Here is a 20,133-nt window from a genome sequence, read left to right as displayed (position 1 = left end):
GCGGTTCCTCTCCAAGGGGTCGGGCGCGGGTCAGCGACGGTCGAAGATGAGGCTCATCGCCTCGGCCCGGGTCCGGTCGCTGCCCCGGAAGATGCCGCGGACGGCGGAGGTCACCGTCTTCGCCCCGGGCTTGCGGACCCCGCGCATGGTCATGCACAGGTGCTCGGCCTCCACCACGACGATGACGCCGCGCGGCTGGAGGTTGTCCATGATCGCGTCGGCCACCTGGCCGGTGAGCCGCTCCTGCACCTGCGGCCGGCGCGCGTACACGTCGACCAGCCGCGCGAGCTTGCTCAGACCGGTGATGCGGCCGTCGGCGGCCGGGATGTAGCCCACGTGCGCCACACCGTAGAACGGCACCAGGTGGTGCTCGCAGGTGGAGTACATCTCGATGTCCTTGACCAGGATCATCTCCTCGTGCCCGGCCTCGAACACCGTGGTGAGCACGTCACCCGGCTTCTGGCCCAGCCCGGAGAACTGCTCCTCGTAGGCCCGGGCCACGCGCTCGGGCGTCTTGACCAGGCCGTCGCGCTCGGGGTCCTCCCCGATGGCGATGAGGATCTCGCGCACGGCGCGCTCGATGCGCTCCCGGTCGACGGGTCTGGGCTCCAGGCCCTCCATGGCGGTCACGCGTCGTCCCCCTCGGCCTCTGCTCTGGTGGACAGCTGCCCGTTGGCGCCCGGGGCCGCGGAGCCCTTGTACTCGGCGCCGTTGATCTCGCTCCCGCGCGGTTCGGTGGTCTCGGTCGCCTCGCCGCCGGACTCCGGCAGCAGGCCCTCGGCGCTCTCGGCGGCGCTGATCGCGGCCACCTCCTTCTTCGAGCGCACGGGGGGCCGTTCCGAGGGCAGCCGCTTGCCGTAGCCGGTGTAGGAGCCGCGGGAGGGCCGCTTGGTGATCGGGGCGAAGATCTCCAGGACCTCGGCCTTGGTCAGGGTCTCCTTCTCCAGCAGGGCCACGACCAGGTCGTCCAGGACGTCCCGGTACTCGACGAGGACGTCGTAGGCCTCGTCGTGCGCGGACTCGATGAGGCGGCGCACCTCCTCGTCGATGATGGAGGCGATCTCCTCGGAGTACTCACGGGCGTGCGACATCTCGCGGCCCAGGAACGGCTCGGTGCTGCCGGAGCCGAACTTGCGGGCGCCCAGGCGCTCGCTCATGCCGTACTCGGTGACCATGTTGCGGGCCAGGTTGGTGGCCTTGTCGATGTCGTTGCCGGCGCCGGTGGTGGGCTCGTGGAAGACGAGCTCCTCGGCGGCGCGGCCGCCCAGCATCATGGCGAGCTGGTCCATCATCTGCGAGCGCGAGGTGAGGAACTTGTCCTCGGTCGGCACCGACATGGTGTAGCCCAGGGCGCGTCCGCGCGGCAGGATCGTGATCTTGTGCACCGGGTCGGAGTTGGGCAGCGCGTGGCCCACCAGGGCGTGGCCGCCCTCGTGGTAGGCGATGACCTTCTTCTCGGTGTCCGACATCACACGGGTCTTGCGCTCGGGGCCGGCCATGACCCGCTCGATCGCCTCCTCCAGCACCGCGTGGGTGATGACCTTGGCGCCCGCGCGGGCGGAGAGCAGGGCGCCCTCGTTGATGACGTTGGCCAGGTCGGCGCCGGTCATCCCGGCGGTCTGGCGGGCGATCACCCGGAAGTCGACGTCGTCGGCCATGGGCTTGCCCTTGGCGTGCACCTTGAGGATGTCGCTGCGGCCGTCCATGTCGGGACGGTCGACCACGACCTGCCGGTCGAAGCGGCCCGGACGCAGCAGGGCCGGGTCCAGGATGTCGGGCCGGTTGGTCGCGGCGATGAGGATGACACCGCCCTTGACGTCGAAGCCGTCCATCTCGACCAGCATCTGGTTGAGCGTCTGCTCGCGCTCGTCGTGGCCGCCGCCCATGCCGGCGCCGCGGTGGCGGCCGACGGCGTCGATCTCGTCGATGAAGATGATCGCGGGGGCGTTGGCCTTGGCCTGCTCGAACAGGTCGCGCACGCGCGAGGCGCCCACACCGACGAACATCTCGACGAAGTCCGAACCGGAGATGGAGTAGAACGGCACCTCGGCCTCACCGGCCACGGCGCGGGCCAGGAGGGTCTTACCGGTACCGGGCGGGCCCATGAGGAGCACGCCCTTGGGGATCTTGGCGCCCATCTCCTGGAACTTGGCCGGGTTCTGCAGGAACTCCTTGATCTCGTGGAGCTCCTCGATGGCCTCGTCGGCCCCGGCCACGTCGGCGAAGGTGTTCTTGGGCGTGTCCTTGGTGATGAGCTTGGCCTTGGACTTGCCGAACTGCATCACCCGCGAGCCGCCGCCCTGCATCTGGCTGAAGATGAACCAGAAGATACCGATGATGATGATCAGCGGGAGCAGGCTGAACAGCGCGGTCGTCCACACCGAGGTGGTGGCGACCGACACCTCGTAGGAGTTCAGGTTGCTGTCCGGGTCGTCCGCCGACGTCTGGAGCATCTCCGCGAGCTGGGCGCCCTGACCCTCGACCCAGTAGGCCTCGAAGATCTCGTCGTCCGTCGTCGTCAGCACGATGCGCTGGTCACGGTCGATGATCTCGGCGTTGTGCACCTCATCGTTCTCGATGAGCTGGTACACGGACGAGATGTCGGCGTCCTCGGGCTGCGGGCCGCCACCCACGTCGAAGACGCGGAAGCCGATGATGAGCATGACGGCGACCGCCAGGATCAAGATCCACGGGCCGCGGAAAAAGCGCTTCAGATTCATGTGAGCGGAACCCTGTCGGGTCCGTCCCTCCTGACCAGGCTGTCCGCCCCAGAGGACTTTCCGAAGCAGGACCTAACGGACACGTGCTCCCCGCGATGACGCCGGGATATTCGACGGTACACCTCCCCCACCGGGCGGACGCACCGCTCGGGGCCGGGCACCGGAACCGTCATGATGGCAACGACGGCGACCCGCCCCGTTGTTCCCCGGGGCTCCTCCCGCGCCGCTCGGCGGCGCCGGTGGGCGCTCCCGGCGGGCTCTGGGGGAAGGCTCCGGGCGCGGCGCGGCGCGGGCGGGACGCCCGGGCGCGCGCCGCCCGCCCCGCCCTAGCCCTCGTAGACGTGGGGGGCGAGCGTGCCGATGAACGGCAGGTTGCGGTACTTCTCGGCGTAGTCGAGGCCGTAGCCGACGATAAACTCGTTGGGCAGGTCGAAGCCGATGTACTTGACGTTCAGGTCGACCTCGAACGCCAGCGGCTTGCGGACCATCGTGCAGACCTCCACGGACCGGGGCCCGCGCGACCTGAGGTTGCCCACCAGCCAGGAGAGCGTCAGACCGGAGTCGATGACGTCCTCGACGATCAGGACGTCGCGGTCCTTGATGTCGGTCTCCAGGTCCTTGAGGATGCGCACGACCCCGGAGGAGGTCGTGCCGGCCCCGTAGGAGGAGACGGCCATCCAGTCCATGGACACGGGGCTGTGCAGCGTGCGTGCGAGGTCGGCCATCACCATGACGGCGCCCTTGAGCACCCCGACGATCAGCAGGTCCCGGTCGGCGTAGTCCGCGTCGATCCGCGCCCCCAGCTCGGCCAGGCGCGACTTGATCTCGTCCTCGGTGACCAGGATCTTCTCAAGGTCCTGTCCCATGTCCTTAGCGTCCACGCTCAATGTCCTCGCTGCTGGATTCCCCGTGTGCGGGACCCAGGATAAGCGGCGTGACCACGGACGGCGCCGCCCGGTCCCGCCGGCCGGCTCAGGCCTCGAAGCGCAGCCGCCGCGCGATCCTCCGGCAGCGCACGCCCCCGGGGAGGTCGATGTGGGACTGGCCACGCCAGTCGGTGACGAGCCGGTCGAGTTCGCGCACGTGGCGGGCGGTGAGCGCGCTCGCCGGGCACCCGGCGGCCAGGGCGGCGCGGCGCAGGACGCGCGTGCGCAGCGACGCGGGGGCCGCGGCCAGCGGGTCGACGGCCAGGGACGGGCCGCCCCCGGTGGAGCCGGCGCCCTCTCCGGCCCCGGGCCCGGTCAGGGCCTCGGACCGGAGGTCGTCGGCGAGGTGGTCGAGGGTGTCGGCGTCCGCGCGCAGCAGGGCGGCGGTCCTGGCCAGGGCCTCGGCGATGCCGGGGCCGAGCGCCTTCTCCAGGGCGGGCAGGGCCTCGTGGCGCACCCTTGACCGGGCGAACCGCGGATCGAGGTTGTGCGGGTCCTCCCAGGCGCGCAGTCCCATCTCGACGCAGGCCCGTCGGACCGTGGCCCGGTCGAGGTCGAGCAGGGGCCGCAGACGGTGGCCGTTGCGCGGGGCCATGCCCGCCAGTGAGCGCGCCCCGGAACCGCGGGCCAGGCCCAGCAGGACCGTCTCCGCCTGGTCGTCGAGGGTGTGGCCGAGCAGCACGACCGCCGGAGCGTGCTCGTCGACCGCCCCGTCCAGGGCGGCGTAGCGGGCGCGTCGGGCCGCCGCCTCCGGACCGCCGGGGCCGTCGACGGCGACGGTGCGCACGAGGACGGGATCCAGGCCGAGACCCCGCAGGACGCCGGCGACCTCCTCGGCGCGGGCGGCCGACCCCTCCTGGAGGCCGTGGTCGACCGTGACGCCGCCGGCCGTGCGGCCCGCGCGCGGAGCCTCGAAGGCCAGCGCTCCGGCCAGGGCGAGGGAGTCCGCTCCCCCGCTGCACGCCGCCAGGGCGGTGGTGCCGGCGGGCAGATCGGCCAGCGCCCGCCGGACCGCCGAACGGACGGCGGCCACGGCGGGATGCGGCCCGCTCACTCCGCGATGGCGGCGGGGCGCACGACCCGGTCGATCCAGGCGTTCGGGTTGCGGATCTCGGTCAGCGTGGGCAGCGTCTCGGGCGAGGTCCACACCTTGTTGAACTCGCTCATGCCGACCTGTCCCACCACCGCGCGGACGAACGCGGCGCCCTCCTCGTACTGGCGCATCTTCAGGTCCATGCCGAGCAGCTGGCGCATGATGCGGTCGAGCGGGTTGAGGGTCTCGCGGCGCTTCTGGAAGCGCGCGCGGATCTGCTCCACGGACGGGACGACCTCGACGCCGACCGCGTCCATCACGTAGTCGCCGTGCCCCTCGGCCAGGCTCATGACCGCGGTGACGCGTTCCATGATCGCGTTCTGCTCCGGGGTCTGGAACGCGGTGATGAGGTTGGAGTCCCGCCCGCCGCGGACGGCGTCGGCGACGGCCTCGCCCGCCGAGCGCAGCCGGTCGATGAGCGCCGCGGCGTCCATGTCCGAGGACAGCAGGAGCTCCTGCATCAGTCCCTGGACGTGGGCACGCAGCCACGGCGTGGCCGTGAACTGCATGCGGTGGGTCTCCTCGTGCAGGCACACCCACAGTCGGAAGTCGCGGGAGTCGACGCCCATCTCGCGTTCGGTGTTGACGATGTTGGGCGCCACCAGCGTCAGGCGTCCGGTCGGCGTGGTGCCGTCCGGGCCCGGCGGCAGGAAGAGTTCGTACTGGCCGAGGACCTTCCCCGCCAGGTAGGAGAGGACGGCGCCCAGCTGGACCCCGGTGATCCGGGAGCCGACCGCGCTGGTCAGGTTCCCGGCGGGGCTGTTGTTCAGCCGTTCGGCGCCCATCTGTTGCAGCACGGGTTCGAGCACGACCCGAAACCCGTCGACGTTGGCTCGAATCCACCCCGGGCGGTCCACGATGACCGCTGGCCCGGCGGGTTCGAGAGGGTTCATTCCGGTGAAGTCGCGCACATGCCCGGCCGCCACGGTGGAAAGCTCGCGCAACTGCGCCACGGCCTGCCGCGCGTCGGACAGGTCCACCTGCGGCCCAGGGCGCACGAGGCGGACTCCGGTGTTGACGGCTACGTCCCAGTCGATCACAGTCACATTCGCCAGCCTACCCACGAGGAGCGCGGGGGCACGGGGATCAGGGTGGTAATTCCGGGGAGCGCCAGGGTCGACCCTGAGTGCGCCACCCCGCCACCCACCCCGACACCCACCGCCCGGTTGCTACCGTCCTGCCCCATGAGCGCCACGAACGACGTGTACGTCGGCAACGCCGGACAGGACGCACTGGCGGACCGGGGCTGGATCCTCGGCCACTTCAAGGAGGTCGGCGACGCCCGACACAGCGACGCGGTCGAGGTCGAGTGGGGCGTCCATCCACGAGGCGACGAGCGTGCCCTGTGGGTGACCGGTGAGGAGCGTACGGCCCTGCTGGTCCTGGTGAGCGGCCGGTTCCGCATGGACTTCCCCGACCGGAGCGTGACGCTGGCCGAGCAGGGCGACTACGTGGTCTGGGGCAAGGGCGTCGACCACAGTTGGCACGCCGAGGAGGCGTCCGTCGTGCTCACCGTGCGCTGGCCGTCCGTCCCTGGCTACCGGGTCGGGGGCGAGGACCCGCGGGGCCCCTTCCGGAGCTGACCCACGAACGGCCCCGGCGCCGGGCCGGGGTCGTTCGTGGGTCAGGAGCAGCCGCAGCGGGTGAGCGCGGTCGCCAGGGTGTCGAGCTGGTGGCCCGAGGCCGACTCGCTGTTGGCCATGAAGGCGAAGACGAACATGTTGCCGTCCTGGTCGTGGACCGTGCCCGCGAGCGTGCTCACGCCGTTGAGCGTGCCGGTCTTGCCCCGGACCAGCCCCGCGCCGTCGTGTGTGGAGGTGCCCTCGGCGTAGCGTCCGTTCGAGCTCAGGGTGCCCGTCGCGTTCGAGGTCGGCAGGCCGGTCAGCGCCGCGTTCAGGTCCGGGCGGTCGGGGTCGGCGGAGTGGCGGACCAGTTCCACCAGGGCGCGCGGTGTGATGCGGTTCAGCGTGCTCAGCCCGCTGTTGTCGGTCACCGTCACGTCCCGCACGCCCAGATCCGCCATGACCCGGTGGGTGGCGGCGACGGCCCCGTCGAAGGTGTGCTCCTCGCCCATCGCGATCGCGGCGGTCCGGCCCATGGCCTCGGCCATCACGTTGTCGCTGGAGAGCATCATGGACTCCACCATCCTGGACATCGGCGGCGAGTCCACCGTGGCGATCGGCTCACCCGAGGCGGTGGTGTCGGAGGGCTCACCCTCGACCGTGACGCCCGCCTCCTCCAGCTGGTCTGCGAAGGCCCGGGCGGCGTGCTGCGAGGGCTCGGTGGAGCGCGAACCATAGCCGCTGGCCTCGGGGGACACGCGGCCGGAGTCGATCATCAGCGCGGTGACGGGCGCGGCGTTGCCCTCGGGGATGTAGTTGGGCTTCCAACCCTGCGGGGTGTCCGGCCCGGTGAACAGGGAGTCGTCGTACCCCAGGGAGACGGTGTCGACCCCCTCCGCCGCCAGCGCCTCGGCGGTCCCGGCGGCGAGCTCCTCCAGGGTGGCTACCTGCGGGTAGGCTCCGGAGTCGGCCGTGGTCGTCAGGGTCGCGTCGCCTCCGCCCCGCAGCACCACGCGGTTCTCCGCGGCGTCGAAGTAGGCCTCGGTGGTCAGCACGTGGTCGGGGCCGACGGCGTCCAGGACGGCGACCGACGTCGCGATCTTCGTGGTCGAGGCCGGGGTCACCGCGGTGTCCGGATCGAGTTCGAAGAGCGGGGTTCCGGAGGGGTCCGTCACGTAACCGGTGAGGCCGTCCTCCAGCCCGACGGCCGACATGGGATCATCGAGGATGTCCGCGATCCGTTCCGGGTCCGCCGGAGTGGAGGACGCGAGTTCCGCCGCCGCCACACCCTCGGCGTTCGTGACGGGATGGGGCGCCGCGGGAAGAGGTCGAGCCTCGATGATGTCGAGGGAGACAAACCCTGCCAGCAGCACGAATATGTTGAGCAGGGCAAGCGCGAGGTAGACCTCGCCTCGTACCCGTCGCACGGCACCCGCCCTTCCTTCGGTGTCGCGGCCTGACGTTGTTGTTATACGGCGACATTAGTCGCATTGGGAGCCGAGATCAGCATGGAATTCGACGTTACGATCGAGATCCCCAAGGGGGAGCGCAACAAGTACGAGGTGGACCACGAGACCGGTCGCATCCGTCTCGACCGCATGCTGTTCACCTCAACGACCTACCCCGCCGACTACGGTTTCGTCGAGGGGACGCTCGGCGAGGACGGCGACCCCCTGGACGCCCTCGTCCTGCTGAAGGCTCCGACCTTCCCGGGCTGCCTGATCCGGGCCCGCGCCATCGGCATGTTCCGGATGCGCGACGAGGCGGGCGGCGACGACAAGCTGCTGTGCGTCCCGGCGACCGACCCCCGCCAGGAGCACCTGCGTGACATTCACCACGTGAACGAGTTCGAGCGCCTGGAGATCGAGCACTTCTTCACGGTCTACAAGGACCTGGAGCCGGGCAAGTCGGTCGAGGGCGCCAGCTGGGTCGGGCGCCACGAGGCCGAGCAGGAGATCGTCGCCTCGGTCAAGCGCGCCGAGGAGGCGGGTGCCCACGGCGACACCTCGCACATCACCTCGGGCGAGTAGTCGGCGACGGCCCGGCGGGGACTCCCGGCCGGGCCGTGCTCATGGTCGACTGGAGACGGCTCCGGGGAAGGGCTCGTGCGCGCTGTCCCTGGCCAGGACGTAGCCCGCGCAGGCGATCGCCAGCAGCGCACAGAGCAGCGCCAGGGCGACGGGCACGAGTGAGGCCAGACCGCGCGGACCGAGCCCGCTCCCCGGTTCCAGAGGGAAGCCCTCCCGGTCGAAGCGGTCGGCGCGCGCCGCGACGTGCGTACGGTACCCGTCCAGCTCCGGGCCCACCATCCCGTTGAGCACGCGGGCCCGCACCAGCGAGGTCCGCTCGGGCATGCGCCACTCGCGCGGCAGCGGGCAGCGCGGCCCGTTCTCCTGGTGCCGCGCGCACTCGGCCTCCGCCAGAGCGTGCAGCCACTCCCCCAGGCGGTCGGCGTCGCGCAGTCGACACGCGTGGGCGCGGGCCACGATGAGGGTGTCCCTGAGCACCACGTGGGCGGCGTCGCGATCACGCAGGACCAGGATGCAGCGCCGGAACAGTTCCTCTCCATAGTCATCCAAGAGTTGCGCGTAGGCGTCCGCGGTACGAGTCCGACTGGAACGCAGGGCGTGGAGAAGATCCTGGTCCGTCATAGACCAAGAATCTACGCGGCGCGTGACACCGTGCTCCCCGGTTTGTCGAAAGACACGCCGTTGCCCGCCGCGCCGACGCTATTCGTCGGGCGGAGCGGGCGGCGCGGCCGTCCGCTCGCGCAGCCACAGCAGCACGAAGGTGAGCGAGGTCAGGCCCGCGACCAGGACGGCCTCACCCGGGCCGAGGAAGCCCAGGGCCATCACTCCGGCGGCCGCGACGACGAGCGCGCGCACCAGCACACGCGCCCACAGTCCCGGCGGGTTCACCTGCGCCTTCCGGAGGCGGATGCCATCACGGCCACTCCTGATCACTGCTGCTGGGGGGACGGAGCCCCTTCCGGCGGTGCCTACACACCGTTCCGGGGCTCCACATGTCACCACCACGGCACGCCTCCCGCAACACGGTCGGCGGGGAGTGAGGGGAACGACACGCACGATCGCGTGCGTCCGCTTGACTCCTCCCCGACTTTGCTGGTCAACTTGAGTCCATGCACCCGCACACCCACACCGCCGCCATGGCTCGCACGGCCCTCGGGGCCTCCTGCCACCTGGCCCGTGTGGCGTGTCCGTGTTGTCGTCACTGAGTCGTTCCTGAGGCGCGCTGGTACGCCTCCGACCGTTCGGGTGCCGTTGATCGGCATCCGCCTCGGGTGATCCGCCTCCGTTCGGGAGGCAGGCACTCCTTCGGCCCCGGTCCGCCGGGCCCCACAGACGACATCCGCGCGCATCTCGTGCGCGCGCACGTGAAGGATCCTCTCACGATGCCCCAGCAGGCTCTCTCCGCGCCCACTGTTCCCGCCCATCGCCGGCCGTCGCACCCGAGCGCCGTGCGAGGGGAAGGGACCTCCACCCTCGACCGGGAGCCTTCGGCTCCCACCCCTGTGGCTCCCCGCCCGACCGTGTCCCTCGACGGGATCGGTGACGTGGTGGACGCCGGACGCCGTTCCGGCTACGCCCACCTGCGGGAACTGCGTCTTCCGACGATCGGCCGCCTGGTGTCCGCGGCCCGCGGGGCCGCCGACGCGCTGGCCCGCCCCACCCTGTGGCCGACGCGGCGCGGCCGCTGGCAGCCCGCGCCCCGCGCCGCCCGGCGCCGGGCCACCGGCCGCCTGCGGGTGACCGTGGTGGCGCTCGAAACCAACAGCTTCGTCCCCGAGCCCTCCTCGCGCGCGGAGCGCTCGCACGGGTTGGAGGTCCTGCACCTGGTGGGCGGGCGCGCGCACCTGATCTCGTCGGGAGCCGACGGCCAGATGCGCTCCGCGGCCGAACTCACGCCCGGACGCACGCGGGTGGTGGGCGGGACCGGCGAGGGGCACCACTACCTGGTCAACACCGGCGACGAGGTCGCCGTGGTGGTCCGGGTGAGCGCCTGAGCCGCGCGCCTCACTCATCGTCGCCCCGCTCGGACACCGCCCTGAGTTCGGCGTCGACGGCCTCGATGGAGCGCAGGACCGCGGCCGTGCGCCTGCCCTCGGCGAGATAGGCGTTCATCACCTGGTCGAGGGCGTGCGTGGGCAGGTGGTCGCGCAGGTCCACCCGGGCCGTGCGGTACCCCTCCCGGGCGGCCTCCAGCGCCGCGGAGACGTACTGGCGGGCCAGCCGGGAGAGGGCGACGGGATGGCGACGCAGAACACCGTGCAGCCGGTAGTCGGCCGGCACGTGGTCGAACAGCCACACCAGGGCCGTCTGTTCAAAGGAGTCCGACCCGGGCGGGTGCACGCTCGCGGGCCAGTCCTGCGTCAGCGACTGATCGGGCATGCCTCCAGCATACCCGCTGATCGAAAGTGTGTTCGAAGAAAATCGGGATCAATCTGGTGCTTCGTCTCCCGGCCCATGACTGACCGAGGTATCCCCCTCCTCCGCGGCGCGCCGTTCCAGTTCCACCCTGATGGCCTGCTCGGCGGCGTCCACCGCCGCGCGCGCCGTGATCGCGTTCGTGTGCGCCCGATCGAGCTCCTCGAGGAGGATGCAGTCGAAGGAGACGCGTGCGTCGTGAACCGCGGCTTCCAATTGACGTGATGCCTCTTCCAGACTCATGTCCCTTCCCTTCCCCAGAACACCCCTTTTGCACACCCCCGTCACCTCCGTCGTTCCCGCACCGACTGTCACCACCTCGTTCTACGATGTTGCTCGATCACCGATCATCCCGTCGGAGAGGACCCCATGCGCAACCGCTACCCCGGGACCTGCACCACCTGCTCGGACTCCGTCGGCACCGGTGACGGGGTCGTCGTCAAGGAGGGCGGCCGATGGCGCACGTACTGCGCCGACCACGAGCCGCGCCCCACCCCGCCCGCCCGCGGGGACCACCTGGGCTGGCACACCACCCCGCTGCTCGGGTTCGACTCCGAGACCTCCGACCGCGACCCCGCCACCGCCTTCCTCGTCTCGGCGGCACTGGTCGACCGCGAGGGCAAGAGCCGCACGTGGCTGGTCGACCCCGGCCCCCGCGAGATCCCCGCCGACGCGGTCGCCATCCACGGCATCAGCACCGAGCGTGCGCGCGAGGAGGGCCGGCCGGCGGTGGAGTGCCTGGACGAGATCGCCCAGGCGCTGGCCGAGCAGCTCGGCGCCGGGCAGGGGCTGGTGGTCTTCAACGCGCCCTACGACCTCGGTGTGCTCGCCGCGGAGCTCGCCCGGCACGGCCTGCCCTCGCTCACGGACCGCCTCGGCGGCCCCGTGGCGCCCGTGGTGGACCCGTTGGTGATCGACCGCGGCCTGGACCCCTACCGCCGCGGCAAGCGCAACCTGGGCGCCATGAGCGAGTTCTACGGCGTGGCCCTGACCGACGCCCACACCGCGACCGCCGACGCCGTGGCCGCGCTCGCCATCGCCGAGGAGATCGGCGCGCGCCACGCGGACGTGGCCGCCCTCGGCCTGGGCGAGCTCCACCAGCGCCAGGTGGAGTGGGCCCTGGGATACGCCCGCGGACGCCAGGAGTGGCTGGACCGGACCAAGCCCGGTCACGGAACCCAGGTGGACGGCACCTGGCCCTAAGGCGTGTTCTGCGGCCGTGGCGAAGGGTGCGCGGGTCCGGGTCCGGGTAGGCCCCTACGTGGACCCGCTCACCCGTCCCAGGAGGCGACCATGGTCTATCTCATCCTGATCCTGCTGGCGGTCTGGCTCGCCCTGACCATCATCGGCCTCATCGTGAAGGGGCTGCTCTGGCTCGGCATCATCGGCGCCGTCCTGTTCCTGGCGACCGTGGTGTGGGGCTGGATCCAGAGCCGCCAGAGCGCCGCCTGAGGGCGCCCGGTCCGGTCACGGCTCCAGGGCCGGACCCGGACCGTCGCTCCGCTCCAGGGCGCCGACGATGAGCCGGGCGCGCTCCTCGTCGGTGCCCTCCCGTTCCCGGAGCAGGCGCACCGCCTCCTCGGTCCGGCCGAGGGCGACCAGGTTGGCCGCGCGGGAGCGCACCGACGACGACAGGTCGTCGGGCTCCCCGGCCTCGCCGTCCGGCCAGGGGGCGGGGACGTACCCGCCCACCTCGGCACGGGCCTGAGGCGGCACCTCCGCGGCCCCGCCGCTCTGTGCCGCGGCGTCGGGCCCCGGCCCCAGCCGCGCGATGACGCGGCGCAGGGCGTAGGAACCGCCGCCGAGCACCAAGAGGCATCCCACCAGCGCGAACAACATGAACAACATGCTCATATCGCGCATCTACCCACGCCCCGGGCGTGTCACCCCAAAACGACATCTTCGGGGCGCAGGGTCTGGAGTTCGACGACGCTCGGATCGCGCCCCTCCAGGGCCGCCGCCTCGATCCGCCGGGACTGGCGGGTGACGCTCGACTCGAAGAGCTTGCGGACCTCGCGCCCGTTGCCGGCGGCGAACAGCTCCGCGTGCTCTCCGAGCAGCTCCACCAGGGCGGCGCGGCTCTCCTCCGGGACCAGGAAGTCGGCGCCCTCGGCCATCGCCACGAAGATGTGCGCGAGTTCCTCACGGGAGTACGGGGCGAACTCGACGGTCCGCGAGAACCGCGAGTCCAGACCGGGGTTGGTGGCCATGAACGAGCGCATCTCGTCCGTGTAGCCCGCCACGATCACCACGACCTCGTCGCGGTGGTCCTCCATCAGCTTCAGGAGCGTGTCGATCGCCTCCTGGCCGAAGTCGTGCCCGGTGCCGCCCGGACGCGCCAGGGCGTAGGCCTCGTCGATGAACAGGACCCCGCCACGGGCCTTCTCGAACACCTCACGGGTCCGCTGGGCGGTGTGCCCGACGTACTGGCCCACGAGGTCGGCCCGGGCGGCCTCCACCACCTGCCCCTGGGCGAGCACGCCCAGGGCGGCCAGCAGTTCGCCGTAGACCCGGGCGACCGTGGTCTTGCCCGTGCCGGGGGCGCCCGCGAACACCAGGTGCCGTGAGGGCAGCGGGGCCTCCAGCCCCGCCGCCTGACGGCGCCGGCCGGCCGAGATCAGGTTCGTGAGGTCGGCGACCTCGCGCTTGACCTCCGCCAGGCCGACCATGCCCTGCAGGCGCGCCATCAGCGCCTCGGCCTGGTCCGCGTCCCGGGGGCCGGACAGGCGGGACGCCAGGCCGGCGTCCACGATCGTGGACAGGTCCTCGGGCAGGATCAGGGCCAGCTCCGCGGCCCCGCCGACGCCCTCGTCGACGATCCGCGTGGCCTGGGCCTGCACGATCTCCTCGAACAGGCGGCGCGCCTCGCGCCCGTTGCCGAAGGTCTCGTCGCGCTTTTGCGCCTGGAAGTGCGCGGTCACCAGTTCCCGGACGCCCTCTCCGAGCGAGTAGCCCTGTTTGTCGGCCACGCTCGCGAAGATCGTGGTCAGCTGCTCGGGCGCGTAGTTCTCGAAGTCGATCGTGCGGGCCACGCGCGACCGCAGCCCCGGGTTGGCGTCGAGGAAGCCGCGCATCTCGCTGGAGTAGCCCGCGAAGATGATGACGACCTCCTCACGCAGGTCCTCCATGAGCTTGATGAGGGTGTCGATGGCCTCCTGGCCGAAGTCGCTGCCGCTGCCGAACTTGCGCGACAGCGCGTAGGCCTCGTCGACGAAGAGCACGCCGCCCCGGGCCCGCTCGACCACCTCGGCCACCTTGGCGCTGGTCCCGCCCAGGTGCTCGGCCACCAGGTCCTGGCGCGCCGCCTCCACGAACTGGCCGTTCTCCAGCACCCCCAGGGAGCGCAGGATCTCCCCGTACAGGCGCGCGACCGTGGTCTTGCCGGTCCCGGGCGGACCGGAGAAGACCAGGTGGCGGCTCATGTTGAGCTCGGGCAGGCCGGCCGCCGCGCGCTTGGCGCTGACCTGCTGGAGGTTGACGATGGACCGGACCTCCTTCTTGACCCCCTCCAGCCCGACCATCGCGTCCAGTTCGGCCAGCAGCCCGTCCAGCGGCGCGGGCTCCCCCACCGGCGCGTCCTGCCCGCCCTGCCCGCCCTGGCCGTCCGTGCGCGCCTTGGCCTGAACGCCGTTGCCTTCGGCGTTCTCCCTGAACACGCAGTCCTCGGTCTCCACGGCCGCCCCGTCCATGGCCTTCACACCCTTGCCGGCGTTCCCGGTGAGCGTGCAGCCCCGCATCCGGACCCGGCCCTCACCGAGGACGAACACCGCGCTCGCCGCGCCGTCCCGGATCGTGGTGTCCTCCAGGACGGCCACACCGCCGTCGCCGATACCGACCCCCGAACTCTGGTTCCCGCTCACCTCCGAGGAGCGCACGACCACGCGGGCGCCCACGACCTGGACGCCGTCCCCCGAGCCGTCGGCCAGGCGGGCGCCGGAGACCTCCACCTCGGAACCGGAGTGCACCATCACGGCGTTGTCGCAGTCCTCGGACGTGTAGCCCCGCAGCGTCAGCGTGCTGTCCTCCTCCGCCCAGACGCCGGTGTCGGAGCGGTCGCAGACCAGGTCGGCGATGGTGCCCCGGGCCCCTCTGGAGAGCACGCCGGGCCCCGACCACCCGGTCACCTTCACCCCGGTGAGGTCGATCCGCGCCCGGGAGACCGCGATCGCGGCGAGGCTCTCCGTGTTCTTCGGGGAGCTGTCCGCCATGACCAGGCCGGTGGCCCTGAGGCTGCCCTCCGTCACCCAGACGGCGTTCTTGTCGATGTCGCTCATGGCCACGTCCTCGGCCACCACGGCGGCGTCCGTGGCGATCAGGCCCGCGACGGACTCCCGCACCCTCAGGCCCTTGACCTTGAGCGACCCGGTCTGGACCTCCAGCGCGCGGTAGGGCGCGCCGGTGATCTCGCAGTCGGTCAGCGTGCCCTCGGCCTCGTCCCAGAAGTGCACGGAGGAGTTGCCCGTCCGCCCCTGCCGGACGCGCAGCCGGGTGAAGCTCGCCTTGGACCGGCCCATCACCCGGACCGGCCAGCCCTCGGTTCCGGTGATCTCCACATCGGTGAAGGTCGGCCTGGCGGTGTCCTCGACCCCCACCGCGCACAGGCGCTCGCCACCGCAGTCGGTGAACCTGGCGTGGCTGATCGTCGGGGAGGCCTGCTCGATGAGCAGCGCGTGGTTCTTGCCGTTGCCGCCGACGAAGTCGACCTCGCTCACCTGCGGGGCGCAGGGCTCGGAGATGCTCAGGGGGGCACGGTCGAAGTGCACCCGGCTCACGACGCCCTCGGACCGCTCCAGGCGGAGCCCGCCGCCCTCGAAGCGGCAGTTGGCGATCTCCGCCGTCGCCTTGACCAGGCGTACCCACGTCGACGAGATGAAGGCGCAGTCCGCCGCCTTGAAGGCGGCCTCGGGCTGCACGTACACGGGCGGGTACCGCGTGGAGGAGTTGCGCACGTGGATCCCGTGCAGCTCCAGGCGCCCCTCGTGCACGTTGAACACGTTGGTGTCGCCGGCGGCGACGGTGACCGTGCCGGGACCCGATGACGGCACCACGACCAGGTGTCGGGACACCCCGATGACCTGGGGCTCCATGTAGTGGCCCGGATCCACCTGGAGGTACAGGTCATGGCCCGTGAACCTCTCGTCGCGCACCGCCGCGCCCAGAGTCGAGAAGGCATAGGGGTCGGTCTGCGAAATACGGACCGTGTACATCCATCGGCTCCCAGGGGGTCCGGCCCGGAGGGACGGGCTCAGTGGTGGGTGTGCGAGAAGTACCGTACCGGCCGCGCGCCGCCCAGAAAGGCCGCGCCCTGGCCGGTTCCGGACCGGCACACGCCGACGGGGCCGGTCGCCCTGGCTCCGGACACGACTCGGGCCCGTCCGGAGAACCGGACGGGCCCGAGTGGGTGGAGCCGCCTATCGGAATCGAACCGATGACCTATTCATTACGAGTGAATCGCTCTGCCGACTGAGCTAAGGCGGCACCGCGCCGCGCGCGAACGCTGCGAAGCGGTCACCAGTCTAGCGCCTCCACCAGAGTGCCGCGTCCATGCCCTCGGCGTGACGTCAGACGCACGCCATGCCGTCCTCCGGTACCGCGAGGTCGATGAGGTAGGCGTCGACCACCGCGTCCACGCACGTGTCGCCCATCCGGTAGCCCGTGTGGCCGTCGCCGTCCCGGGTGACCAGGAAGCCGGGCTCCAGCTGCTCGGCGAGCGCCTCGGCCCACGCGTAGGGGGTCGCGGAGTCACGGGTGGTGCCCACCACCATGATCGGGTCGGCGCCGGCCGCGGTGAGCTCGCCGCCCTCGGCCACGGCCTCCTCCGGCCAGTACGCGCACGGCAGGGCGCCCCAGGCCAGCATCGGCCCGAAGGTCGGCGACTCCTCGCCGGCCTCCTCAGCGGCCTCCGCGTACGCCTGGACGTCGCGCGGGCTGGCGGAGTCCGAGCAGTTCACCGCGATCAGCGCGGCCGTGGAGTTCTCGTACTCCTCGGTGTCGGTGCGCCCGTAGAGGTCGTCCCCCAGCTGGACGAGGCCGGTGCCGTCACCGTCCTCCATCGCGTCGGTGAGCGCCTCGCGTACCCGCGGCCACCAGCTCTCCGTGTACAGCGCGGCGAGCACGCCCAGTTCGGCGCGGGCCCGGTTGACCTCGCGGTCGTCGGCGGAGTTGGCCAGCGGTCGGGACGCCGCCCCCTCCAGGAAGTCGTCGAGCGCGGCCATGCCCTCGTCGACGCTGGTCCCGGGGCCGCCCAGCGGGCAGTCGGGGCGCGTCACGCAGTCCGCCACGAAGGCGTGCAGCGCGGTCTCGAAGCCGGTGGCCTGCTCCACGCTCATGTCCAGCTGCTCCTGGCCGGGGTCGACCGCCCCGTCCAGGACCAGGGCGCGCACGCGCTCGGGGAACTGGTCGGCGTACTGGGCGCCGATGTGGGTGCCGTAGGACGCGCCCAGGAAGGTCAGCTGCTCGTCCCCGACCAGGGCGCGCAGCACGTCCATGTCGCGGGCGACGTCGGCGGTGCCCATGTGGAGCATGAGATCGGGGGCGTTGGCCTCGCAGGCCTCGACGAACTCCTGGCTGCTCTCGACGATCTCCGCCGGGTCGGCGGCCTCCCCGTCGCCGCCGTTGACCTCCACACCGAGGAAGTCGTCGATCTCGTCGGCGTCCAGGCAGGTCAGCGGCGAGCTGCGGCCCACACCGCGCGGGTCGAAGCCGACCACGTCGAAGCGTTCCCGCACGTCCTCGCTGACTCCGTAGGCGGCGTGGTCCACGTAGTCGTAGCCCGAGCCCCCGGGCCCGCCCGGGTTGATGAGCAGGGAGCCGATGGGGTCGTTCCCCGCGGCGGGAAGCCGCTTGACCGCGATCTCGATCCGCTCGCCGTCCAGGTCCTCGTAGTCCATGGGCACCTCGTAGACGGCGCACTCGGCCTCCGCGCCGCCCTCCTCACAGGCGCCCCAGTCGAGCTCCTGGGTGGTGAACTCCGCGAGGGGCCCCGACTCCTCCGCCGGCGCGGGCCCGTCGGCCGTGCCCCCGCCGGGCGAACAGCCGGCGGCCAGCAGCACGGCTCCCGCGATCCCGACCGCCACCGGTCCACGTACCCTCGTCGTCACGCCTGTCCGCCCTCTCGTCGCCGCCGACGGTGGTCGGCGTGTCCGTGCCGGTGCCGCGCGCCCCCTGGAGCCCGCGCGCCCGCCCGTGCTCGTCAGCCCGCCAGCAGCGCGGAGGTCATCGCCTCCATGGCGATCTGGGGGTGCACGTTGGCGCCGATGCGCGTCCGGCACTCCATGATGGCGTCGATCCGGCGGAGCGTGGACTCGGGTGTGCTGGAACGGGCCACGCGCTCCAGGTCGCCGGAGCGCTCGGCCGTGGACAGCTCCACCTGGGCGCTGAGTTGCAGGGCGAGGACGTCGCGGTAGAAGGCCGCCAGGTCGAGCAGGGCGCGGTCGTAGGAGTCGCGCTTGATGCGCGTGGCACGGCGCTTCTGCCGCTCCTCCAGGTCCTTCATGGCGCCCGCCGAGCCGCGGATCGCCTTGGCGACGCCCTTGCCGGTGGAGCCCTCGCCGAAGGCCGCCCGCATCTCGCCCCTCTCCTGCTCGTCGAGCGAGGCCGTGAGGGTCTTGGAGTCCTCCTCCGCGATCTCGTAGAGCCGGGACGCGGCGATCACGCACGCGCCCGTGCCGTCCAGCCGCGCCGGGATCGAGAGCACCTCCTCGCGGCGGCGGCGCGCCTCGGGATCGGTGGCGAGCTGCCGGGCGCGGTCGATGCGGCCGGCGGCGGCGCGCGCGGCCGACCGGGCGGTGTCGGGGTCCACGCCGTCCCGCTGGACGAGGGCGGAGACGAGTTCGGCGGTGGGGGGCGTGGCCAGGGTCACCATGCGGCAGCGGGAGCGGATGGTGATGAGCAGGTCGTCGGGTGTGGGGGTGCACAGCAGCCACACCGTGCGCGGCGAGGGCTCCTCCACGGCCTTGAGCAGTGCGTTGGAGGCGGCCTCGGTGGCCCGCTCGGCGTCCTCGAACAGGACGATCCGGAAGCGCCCGCCGGACGGCTTGGAACTGGCCTTGAGCACCAGTTCGCGGGTGGCGGCCACGCCGTAGCTCAGACCGCTGGGCCGGACGTACAGGATGTCGGGGTGGGTCCCGGTGAGCACCTGGTGGCAGGAGGCGCAGTGGCCGCACCCGCCGTCGGGGCACTGCAGGGCGGCCGCGAAGGCGCGGGCGGCCTCGGAGCGCCCCGACCCGGGCGGCCCGGTGAACAGCCAGGCGTGCGTCATGCCCTTGCCCGGCCCGCCGGCGACGAGGTCGCCCGCCCCGGCCACGGCCCGTTCGAGCCGGCCGACCGCGGCCCGCTGGCCGATGAGGTCGTCGAAGACCGTCACGCCCACTCCTTCTCCTGGCCCCGCGCGGATGTCTGTCCCCAGGATAGGAGCCCGCGCCGACGGGAACGGGCGTTCCGCCGGGCCCATGGGCCCTGCGCCGTGTGTTCACCGTGTCCTGACCTGCGCGCGGCGTACAGTGCCGGTATCCACGAGGCACCGAGGAGCACGCATGAGCATGACGAGGGCCCACATCTCCATCTCCCTGGACGGCTACGCGGCCGGACCGGACCAGAACGCCGAGCAGCCGCTGGGGGCGGGTGGCGAGAGCCTGCACGCGTGGGTGGTCGAACTGGCGGCCTGGCGCGCGCTGCACGGGATGGAGGGCGGCGAGGTGAACGCCTCCACACCCGTGGTCACCGAGGTCCAGTCCGAGGTCGGCGCCGTGGTGATGGGCCGGAACATGTTCGGTGGCGGTCCCGGAGCGTGGGACGAGGAGGCCCCGTGGACGGGCTGGTGGGGCGAGGAGCCGCCCTTCCACGCCCCGGTCTTCGTCGTGACCCATTACCCGAGGGAGCCTCTGGAGATGGCGGGCGGCACGACGTTCCACTTCGTGACGGAGGGACCCGCCGCGGCCGTGGAGCGCGCCCGCCGCGCGGCCGGCGACCAGGACGTCCTGGTCGCGGGGGGCGCCGCCACCATCCGGAGCTGCCTGGCCGCCGGGCTGGTGCACCGGCTGGACCTGGCCCTGGTCCCGGTGCTCCTGGGCTCGGGGGCGCGACTGCTCGACGGCTTCACCGGTCCCGGGTTCGAGCAGGAGCGCGTGGTGTCCGCTCCCGGGGTCACCCACCTGCGCTATCGCGTCCTGCCGTGAGCGGTGGCCGCCGCCGGGCGCCTGCTTCGGTACTGTGGCCCGATCCCCCGTCCCCCGGCGCCCGCTCCGCTGAAGGCGGTTCGCACTCGACGCCGGAAGCAGCGCATGGCCGACCAGCATCCCCCGCAGCCCCCCTACAACCAGCCGCCTCCGGGCATGCCCCCGCAGGGCCCTCCGCCTCCGGGCATGCCGCCACAGGGCCCGCCCCCGA

20 protein-coding genes and 1 tRNA gene are annotated in these 20,133 nt (G+C 72.1%); 6 read left to right on the top strand and 15 right to left on the bottom strand.

Annotation, left to right across the window (positions count from 1 at the left end):
* Window positions 1-30 precede the first annotated feature (30 nt).
* From folE to DFP74_RS15060, 5 genes are all read right to left on the bottom strand, one after another.
* Window positions 31-621, bottom strand: a complete 591-nt coding sequence (gene folE, locus DFP74_RS15080) for a GTP cyclohydrolase I FolE (RefSeq protein ID WP_121188270.1) — start codon at window positions 619-621, stop codon at window positions 31-33.
* Window positions 622-626: 5 nt separating this feature from the next.
* A complete protein-coding gene (ftsH, locus tag DFP74_RS15075) occupies window positions 627-2,720 on the bottom strand; it encodes an ATP-dependent zinc metalloprotease FtsH (protein WP_121182282.1) in 2,094 nt (697 codons plus the stop codon).
* Window positions 2,721-3,046: 326 nt separating this feature from the next.
* Complete coding sequence (gene hpt / locus DFP74_RS15070) at window positions 3,047-3,586, bottom strand: hypoxanthine phosphoribosyltransferase (protein WP_121182281.1); 540 nt, start codon at window positions 3,584-3,586, stop codon at window positions 3,047-3,049.
* Between the two features lie 106 nt (window positions 3,587-3,692).
* A complete protein-coding gene (tilS, locus tag DFP74_RS15065; protein WP_121182280.1) occupies window positions 3,693-4,700 on the bottom strand; it encodes a tRNA lysidine(34) synthetase TilS in 1,008 nt (335 codons plus the stop codon).
* Entirely contained in the window at window positions 4,697-5,779 is a 1,083-nt protein-coding gene (locus tag DFP74_RS15060) for a zinc-dependent metalloprotease (RefSeq protein ID WP_121182279.1), read from the bottom strand. The genes tilS and DFP74_RS15060 overlap by 4 nt, the downstream gene beginning before the upstream one ends.
* 144 nt (window positions 5,780-5,923) lie before the next feature.
* Between DFP74_RS15060 and DFP74_RS15055 the strand changes: the two genes are divergently transcribed.
* Complete coding sequence (locus DFP74_RS15055) at window positions 5,924-6,322, top strand: signal peptidase I (protein WP_121182278.1); 399 nt, start codon at window positions 5,924-5,926, stop codon at window positions 6,320-6,322.
* Window positions 6,323-6,363: 41 nt separating this feature from the next.
* On the opposite strand, the gene dacB is transcribed toward DFP74_RS15055, so the two are convergent.
* Window positions 6,364-7,728, bottom strand: a complete 1,365-nt coding sequence (gene dacB / locus DFP74_RS15050; protein WP_121182277.1) for a D-alanyl-D-alanine carboxypeptidase/D-alanyl-D-alanine-endopeptidase — start codon at window positions 7,726-7,728, stop codon at window positions 6,364-6,366.
* 81 nt (window positions 7,729-7,809) lie between these two features.
* Between dacB and DFP74_RS15045 the strand changes: the two genes are divergently transcribed.
* Window positions 7,810-8,331: an inorganic diphosphatase gene (locus DFP74_RS15045; RefSeq protein WP_199725660.1), complete on the top strand. Its 522-nt coding sequence runs from the start codon at window positions 7,810-7,812 to the stop codon at window positions 8,329-8,331.
* 39 nt (window positions 8,332-8,370) lie between these two features.
* On the opposite strand, the gene DFP74_RS15040 is transcribed toward DFP74_RS15045, so the two are convergent.
* Both DFP74_RS15040 and DFP74_RS15035 read right to left on the bottom strand, forming a co-directional pair.
* Complete coding sequence (locus DFP74_RS15040; RefSeq protein ID WP_121182275.1) at window positions 8,371-8,952, bottom strand: sigma-70 family RNA polymerase sigma factor; 582 nt, start codon at window positions 8,950-8,952, stop codon at window positions 8,371-8,373.
* 78 nt (window positions 8,953-9,030) lie between these two features.
* The gene (locus DFP74_RS15035) at window positions 9,031-9,219 is read right to left on the bottom strand and encodes a hypothetical protein (RefSeq protein ID WP_121182274.1); all 189 of its coding nucleotides are present in this window, start codon (window positions 9,217-9,219) and stop codon (window positions 9,031-9,033) included.
* Between the two features lie 632 nt (window positions 9,220-9,851).
* Between DFP74_RS15035 and DFP74_RS15030 the strand changes: the two genes are divergently transcribed.
* Window positions 9,852-10,325: a hypothetical protein gene (locus DFP74_RS15030; protein ID WP_370013380.1), complete on the top strand. Its 474-nt coding sequence runs from the start codon at window positions 9,852-9,854 to the stop codon at window positions 10,323-10,325.
* A gap of 10 nt (window positions 10,326-10,335) precedes the next feature.
* Here DFP74_RS15030 and DFP74_RS15025 read toward each other — a convergent pair whose 3' ends face one another.
* The gene (locus DFP74_RS15025; protein ID WP_121182272.1) at window positions 10,336-10,710 is read right to left on the bottom strand and encodes a hypothetical protein; all 375 of its coding nucleotides are present in this window, start codon (window positions 10,708-10,710) and stop codon (window positions 10,336-10,338) included.
* Between the two features lie 48 nt (window positions 10,711-10,758).
* Window positions 10,759-10,989, bottom strand: a complete 231-nt coding sequence (locus DFP74_RS15020) for a hypothetical protein (protein WP_121182271.1) — start codon at window positions 10,987-10,989, stop codon at window positions 10,759-10,761.
* A 126-nt stretch (window positions 10,990-11,115) separates the two neighbouring features.
* Here DFP74_RS15020 and DFP74_RS15015 point away from each other — a divergent pair, with 126 nt between their 5' ends.
* Both DFP74_RS15015 and DFP74_RS33885 read left to right on the top strand, forming a co-directional pair.
* A complete protein-coding gene (locus tag DFP74_RS15015; protein WP_121182270.1) occupies window positions 11,116-11,949 on the top strand; it encodes an exonuclease domain-containing protein in 834 nt (277 codons plus the stop codon).
* A gap of 90 nt (window positions 11,950-12,039) precedes the next feature.
* Window positions 12,040-12,198 (top strand): hypothetical protein, encoded by a 159-nt coding sequence (locus DFP74_RS33885; RefSeq protein ID WP_199725659.1) that lies wholly within the window; start codon window positions 12,040-12,042, stop codon window positions 12,196-12,198.
* Between the two features lie 15 nt (window positions 12,199-12,213).
* On the opposite strand, the gene DFP74_RS15010 is transcribed toward DFP74_RS33885, so the two are convergent.
* From DFP74_RS15010 to DFP74_RS14990, 5 genes are all read right to left on the bottom strand, one after another.
* Window positions 12,214-12,600, bottom strand: coding sequence for a hypothetical protein (locus DFP74_RS15010; protein WP_121182269.1), 387 nt, complete (start codon window positions 12,598-12,600; stop codon window positions 12,214-12,216).
* A gap of 29 nt (window positions 12,601-12,629) precedes the next feature.
* The gene (locus tag DFP74_RS15005) at window positions 12,630-15,953 is read right to left on the bottom strand and encodes an AAA family ATPase (RefSeq protein ID WP_121182268.1); all 3,324 of its coding nucleotides are present in this window, start codon (window positions 15,951-15,953) and stop codon (window positions 12,630-12,632) included.
* A gap of 195 nt (window positions 15,954-16,148) precedes the next feature.
* A tRNA-Thr gene (locus DFP74_RS15000) sits at window positions 16,149-16,224 on the bottom strand.
* 83 nt (window positions 16,225-16,307) lie between these two features.
* Window positions 16,308-17,846, bottom strand: a complete 1,539-nt coding sequence (locus tag DFP74_RS14995) for an alpha/beta hydrolase (RefSeq protein ID WP_233570989.1) — start codon at window positions 17,844-17,846, stop codon at window positions 16,308-16,310.
* 92 nt (window positions 17,847-17,938) lie between these two features.
* On the bottom strand, window positions 17,939-19,111 hold the full coding sequence (locus DFP74_RS14990; RefSeq protein WP_121188269.1) for a DNA polymerase III subunit delta': 1,173 nt from the start codon (window positions 19,109-19,111) through the stop codon (window positions 17,939-17,941).
* A 169-nt stretch (window positions 19,112-19,280) separates the two neighbouring features.
* Between DFP74_RS14990 and DFP74_RS14985 the strand changes: the two genes are divergently transcribed.
* Window positions 19,281-19,922: a dihydrofolate reductase family protein gene (locus DFP74_RS14985; protein WP_121182266.1), complete on the top strand. Its 642-nt coding sequence runs from the start codon at window positions 19,281-19,283 to the stop codon at window positions 19,920-19,922.
* Window positions 19,923-20,133: the final 211 nt, after the last annotated feature.

Source organism: Nocardiopsis sp. Huas11, from assembly GCF_003634495.1.
In the GTDB taxonomy this organism is placed as follows: Bacteria; Actinomycetota; Actinomycetes; order Streptosporangiales; family Streptosporangiaceae; genus Nocardiopsis.
This window is presented reverse-complemented; position numbering and strand designations above follow the sequence as displayed.

What these genes read in the sequence shown, in the direction of transcription:
- folE (WP_121188270.1), bottom strand. Translation starts at nt 621, where the DNA reads ATGGAGGGCCTGGAGCCCAGACCCGTCGACCGGGAGCGCATCGAGCGC.
- ftsH (WP_121182282.1), bottom strand. Translation starts at nt 2,720, where the DNA reads ATGAATCTGAAGCGCTTTTTCCGCGGCCCGTGGATCTTGATCCTGGCG.
- hpt (WP_121182281.1), bottom strand. Translation starts at nt 3,586, where the DNA reads ATGGGACAGGACCTTGAGAAGATCCTGGTCACCGAGGACGAGATCAAG.
- DFP74_RS15055 (WP_121182278.1), top strand. Translation starts at nt 5,924, where the DNA reads ATGAGCGCCACGAACGACGTGTACGTCGGCAACGCCGGACAGGACGCA.
- DFP74_RS15045 (WP_199725660.1), top strand. Translation starts at nt 7,810, where the DNA reads ATGGAATTCGACGTTACGATCGAGATCCCCAAGGGGGAGCGCAACAAG.
- DFP74_RS15040 (WP_121182275.1), bottom strand. Translation starts at nt 8,952, where the DNA reads ATGACGGACCAGGATCTTCTCCACGCCCTGCGTTCCAGTCGGACTCGT.
- DFP74_RS15025 (WP_121182272.1), bottom strand. Translation starts at nt 10,710, where the DNA reads ATGCCCGATCAGTCGCTGACGCAGGACTGGCCCGCGAGCGTGCACCCG.
- DFP74_RS15020 (WP_121182271.1), bottom strand. Translation starts at nt 10,989, where the DNA reads ATGAGTCTGGAAGAGGCATCACGTCAATTGGAAGCCGCGGTTCACGAC.
- DFP74_RS15015 (WP_121182270.1), top strand. Translation starts at nt 11,116, where the DNA reads ATGCGCAACCGCTACCCCGGGACCTGCACCACCTGCTCGGACTCCGTC.
- DFP74_RS33885 (WP_199725659.1), top strand. Translation starts at nt 12,040, where the DNA reads ATGGTCTATCTCATCCTGATCCTGCTGGCGGTCTGGCTCGCCCTGACC.
- DFP74_RS15010 (WP_121182269.1), bottom strand. Translation starts at nt 12,600, where the DNA reads ATGAGCATGTTGTTCATGTTGTTCGCGCTGGTGGGATGCCTCTTGGTG.
- DFP74_RS15005 (WP_121182268.1), bottom strand. Translation starts at nt 15,953, where the DNA reads ATGTACACGGTCCGTATTTCGCAGACCGACCCCTATGCCTTCTCGACT.
- DFP74_RS14985 (WP_121182266.1), top strand. Translation starts at nt 19,281, where the DNA reads ATGAGCATGACGAGGGCCCACATCTCCATCTCCCTGGACGGCTACGCG.